We start from the raw sequence: 4,449 nt of genomic DNA, 5'->3' as shown, positions 1-4,449 counted from the left end.
ATAATAGAAGCGATAAAACAGAAGAAAGAACAAGAGAACAAAGAATTAGAAGCATTGGAAGCGAAATTGAAAACATTAATCAAGAACAACAATCTATTTATTCGAAATTCGAAGATAGAAGTAGAGAACAACAATATATTAATGAGAAATCTAAAAGAATTAGAAGAAGAATTAGACTATCAAACAGATATGTTGACAGATTTTTTAGATTATTTTTTGACAATATCGAGCGATTTAAACGAACTCAAGAACTCAAAAAAAGCATCACTCAAAAAGTCTCAAAATTCTTTAAAAAACAAGAAGAAACGCAAGGGCAACAAAACAAAATTGAAAGACGACGAAGATTTAAAATCTGATATTCAAGACATGAAAAAAACGCTTAGTTTTTTATTTAGTTATTATAAGAACCACATAACAAAAGAGAGCTAAACGCTCTCTTTTAGATCTTGTTGCTTGTATCGCTTCGCTAGAGACGTTACAGCGTTATAAGAGCATTGCATAGCTTCCGCTACCTCTTTCCAACTCAGCCCCTTCTCTCGTAGCTCATACGCTGTTTTGCGACGATTTAATGCCTCTTTCTCGTAATCTTCTCTGTCTATAGCAGTGTATTTTATTACTGTTGTTATTGAGACATTAAATTTTTTTGCTAACTCTTTTTGTGTTAATCCGTCTCTGTTTACTCTCATTTTTTACCTCCTAAAAAATCAAGCATATTCAATATTTCGCTTTGTTTTTTATAGTTATTTTTTTTCTTTCCTAGATTCTTTTTTCCCCTTGCGCTTTGTATCTCTGAAAACTTAGCAACGTCAAAATTTTTCCATGTCCATTTGCCTATACTTCGGGCTGTCGCTTTTATTTCATTGAATGGCAAAGGGTTTTGCTGATTACAAACAGCGTTGAGGTTGATCGCTTGTCTCTCAACTTCTTTCATCCATTGTTCAAATGATGATGAAGATTTAAACCCTAAAACTCGTTTATAAGACCAAGCTCGCAGATCATCAAAAAGGTTAACATTGCGACCTAATCCGTAATTTTCAGCTTTAACGCTTTTAGGTTGATTTAAATCGACAAAATCAGCGAGATAATCGAGATCATACAATTCAGCACCAGACCACCAAGGCGACCAATGACTATTTAACGGGTTTTTAGTAATAAGCCCTACATAGTTAGGGTCTGAACCTAATCTGTTTGCTATGCTGTTTTCTACTGCGGAGGCATAGCGTAACGGTTTTAATTTTGCTTGTTGTGTTTTACAAACCCCGTTCTTCAAAATATAACCATAATGACACCTGCCAGATTTGGGGCTTTTCGTTATAAAGTGAGGAACAGGCAAGTTAACTTCTTCAAATTTATAAAAACAATTTTCTTCATCTAGATCGAATAGCAAGCAAGTTTGTATAGCTGGTTGATTAGCTTGTATGTAAAGCATTTCTAGCGCTTTTTCTTTTTTTCTAATTCTTAACCCATTACTTAAATCGTCAGAACAGTAGGGCTTCATTGGCATTTGACTTATAAAATTTTGTCTATTATCGTTGTTAAACATAAAGCAGTCCTTTTTCTCTGAAACCCTGTTGCTACGGTCGCCAAACTCAAAGCAATAGGGTTTCTGTTTTCTTATGTTTTAATACATCAAAAAAGTTTGTCAAGTGATTGCCTTAACCATATCAGATAACAGCCCCAAAGGGGTGGTTTTTTGGGCGTTAGCAAAGCAAACCTTTTTGAACGCTTCAAACTAACAAAAACAAGTTTTGTCAGCTCTCAGCGTTGAGCTTAATAGCTATCTTTCAAATCCTCGTCTTTAAAGTATTCGATAGCTTTAAGTATTTTCTCAAGGTCTACTTTATTTTTTTTATCTAATCCATCTTTTAATAATCCAGCCAGAATTGAGTTCTTTATTTCTGCTGTTACAACCATAGGGGCTAAAACAGATCTAGACTTTGGGTAGTCCTCCCAATGAAGACCTAGGCATTTTCTTGATTCTTCTTCGTTATTTAAGTGGTTATACTTACCGTATATCACGTAAAATCTTTTCTTTTCATCATAATGTGCAATGTTATATTCTTTCCAGTATGAAATGATCTTATCCATTATTTATTCCTTTTTTGAGGTTTGTTATGCCTAAAAATCACCTTATTTTTTCTACAATTACTCTAATAACAATCTGTTATCCAATCATATCATTAGCTAATGATATTCCGATTGAGTGTAAATCAGTAGAAGCTAACGCGTTAGTAAATCAAGCTTATAAATCACAATATGATAAGGCTTTTGTTGCTAAGCAACGGTTAGATCCAAATGAACCAGCGTCGTTAGTTTATGAAAAATTGACTGATTATGATTATAAAAATGGAGACTTCAAAGACATAATTATTCCATTGGATATATCGTTGACCCAAAATGCAGATACTCAATTGTTGGCTGTTCGAGAGGTTGCATATGATAATAAAAATAAAACTAGAACTTGTGAGGCAGCGGTTAAGATTTCAATAAGTGGTGTATTAATCGAAAATTATCAGGAATTAATTCCTAACGATATAGAGTTTAGAGATTTTACAAATCAGTTTAAAAATAAAGAAATAGGAACATTTAATATTAAATATATATTGGATAAGGATTATTCTGGTAACAATCAGATAGTTGTCTATGGATTATAATTAAGTGCGTAGCAGTGAGCGGAGCGAACTAGAAGAAAAAAGACCTCAAGATCGGTTTTGATTTTGGGGTTTATGTATTGACAATAAAGCAAAATATCTTATTTCTTAAGTAAGGGATACCTTAGATAGCAAGTTAGCGCAATACTTCGTATTACGTTACTTGTGAGGGGCTTCGCCCCTTCAATCCCCTGAAGGTCAAAACATAAAACACAAGGAAAAAAACATGGCAAATTTGAGCAATTTAAAAATTCTCATTGAAGATAAAAAAACATATAAAGATCGCTATCAACGTAAAAATTTTATTTCTTTATGTTTAAGTGACGAAGAATTAACAGAAGTTGAATTGTTAGCTGAAAAATTAGATTTAAAAAGAGCAGCAGCTATAAGAGCGTTACTTTTAAATAAATCTGCAATATTAAAAAATAAAATAAAAAATAACGGAAATAAAGAATATCTATTTCTATTAAATAATATATCTAATAACATTAATCAAATCGCTAAAAAAATTAATGCTAATATTGATTTTTTTATTAACAGCGCCAACGGTGAGCAATTCGCTTATTTGTTTGAAGAACTAACAGAGGATATAGAAAAAATAAAAGAGGTTTATAATGATACACAAACAGATAGGAGGTAAAAACAAACAGAGAAACGTTAAAAACTCATTATCTTATTTATTGCGTAAAGACAAAATAGAAGAACAACAATATATAAAAGTTTTATCTACAACAACAGAGAAAGATATTTTAAACTTTAACGAATATATTCAATCAAAAAACTTCTCTCACCCATACACAGCGGGCGTTCTTTCGTTTGAAGAAAAAGACATCGACGAAGATTTAAAAAATAAAATCATGTCAGAATTTGAAGAAATGATGTTCGCAGAAATCGCACCTGAGAACCGTCCCCCGGTCCTTTGGGTGCAGCATCAAGATAAAGGGCGACTAGAACTTAATTATCTTACATTCAACGCATTAGCAGATAAAAGAGCATACAAAACATACTATCACTATGCAGATAAAAAACTATTTAACGCATTTTGTGAAGTTGTTAATTATGAGAATAATATTAGCTCAGTTATAGACGTAGAAAATCACAAAGAAAGAAATAAGCTAATTAATACTTTAAATAATAAAATACCAAAACACAAAAAAGATATAGTAAATAAATTACAGGAAGAAATAATAGCGAAAATATCAATCGAAGAAATAAACAACAGAAAAGAATTAATTGATTTTTTAACTAAAGAGAAAAATATAATTATAAATCGTACAGGTGATAATTATATATCTATTAAATTTAGCGAAGAAGATAAGCCTGTAAGGTTAAAAGGAGATATCTATGAACAGAGCAGAGATTACAAAACTTATAACGAAGAATCAAGAATCGATCACAGAGCAGATCGAGAGTACGTTAAAAACGCACTCAGAGAGCACACGAGCGTTTTTGACGCAGAGCTTAGCAAAAGAACAAGTAGAAATAAAAAACGCTTTAAAAGAACACAGAACGAAAATAAGAATAGCAATGAACAAAACAATAAGAGAACAAATGACATTCAGGATGTTAGATCTGAAATATCAAGTAATAATAATAGCCTTATTAGGAATGAATTTATTTTTCTTAATTTTAATAATGATTTTAATAAAGAGAATTTAAACAATGAGCAGAATAATAGAAGCGATAAAACAGAAGAAAGAACAAGAGAACAAAGAATTAGAAGCATTGGAAGCGAAATTGAAAACATTAATCAAGAACAACAATCTATTTATTCGAAATTCGAAGATAGAAGTAGAGA

At 31.4% G+C, this 4,449-nt stretch carries 7 protein-coding genes; 4 read left to right on the top strand and 3 right to left on the bottom strand.

Annotated elements, in window-relative coordinates; translation table 11 throughout:
* Positions 1-429: hypothetical protein (locus tag FTV42_RS15665; RefSeq protein ID WP_180039170.1), on the top strand; the 429-nt coding region annotated here is incomplete at its 5' end.
* Here the strand turns inward: FTV42_RS15665 and FTV42_RS15660 are convergent.
* The 3 genes from FTV42_RS15660 to FTV42_RS15650 form a co-directional block, all read right to left on the bottom strand.
* Positions 426-686: a helix-turn-helix domain-containing protein gene (locus FTV42_RS15660; protein ID WP_008917004.1), complete on the bottom strand. Its 261-nt coding sequence runs from the start codon at positions 684-686 to the stop codon at positions 426-428. The genes FTV42_RS15665 and FTV42_RS15660 overlap by 4 nt on opposite strands.
* On the bottom strand, positions 683-1,543 hold the full coding sequence (locus tag FTV42_RS15655; protein WP_179991741.1) for a replication initiation protein: 861 nt from the start codon (positions 1,541-1,543) through the stop codon (positions 683-685). Before FTV42_RS15655 ends, FTV42_RS15660 begins: the two co-directional genes overlap by 4 nt.
* 227 nt (positions 1,544-1,770) lie before the next feature.
* The gene (locus tag FTV42_RS15650) at positions 1,771-2,088 is read right to left on the bottom strand and encodes a hypothetical protein (protein WP_179991742.1); all 318 of its coding nucleotides are present in this window, start codon (positions 2,086-2,088) and stop codon (positions 1,771-1,773) included.
* A gap of 26 nt (positions 2,089-2,114) precedes the next feature.
* On the opposite strand from FTV42_RS15650, the gene FTV42_RS15645 reads away from it, so the two are divergent.
* From FTV42_RS15645 to FTV42_RS15635, 3 genes are all read left to right on the top strand, one after another.
* Positions 2,115-2,654 carry a hypothetical protein gene (locus FTV42_RS15645; protein ID WP_179996694.1) on the top strand — a complete coding sequence of 180 codons (540 nt, stop codon included), beginning with the start codon at positions 2,115-2,117 and terminating at the stop codon, positions 2,652-2,654.
* Between the two features lie 223 nt (positions 2,655-2,877).
* Positions 2,878-3,291, top strand: coding sequence for a relaxosome component (locus FTV42_RS15640; RefSeq protein ID WP_008917002.1), 414 nt, complete (start codon positions 2,878-2,880; stop codon positions 3,289-3,291).
* Positions 3,266-4,449: hypothetical protein (locus FTV42_RS15635; RefSeq protein WP_180039169.1), on the top strand; the 1,184-nt coding region annotated here is incomplete at its 3' end. The genes FTV42_RS15640 and FTV42_RS15635, both read left to right, overlap by 26 nt.

Origin of the sequence: Acinetobacter sp. YH16052, assembly GCF_013417155.1 — a bacterium.
Lineage (GTDB): Bacteria > Pseudomonadota > Gammaproteobacteria > Pseudomonadales > Moraxellaceae > Acinetobacter.
Note: the sequence above shows the minus strand (reverse complement) of the source record. Positions and strands in the feature narration are given on the sequence as shown.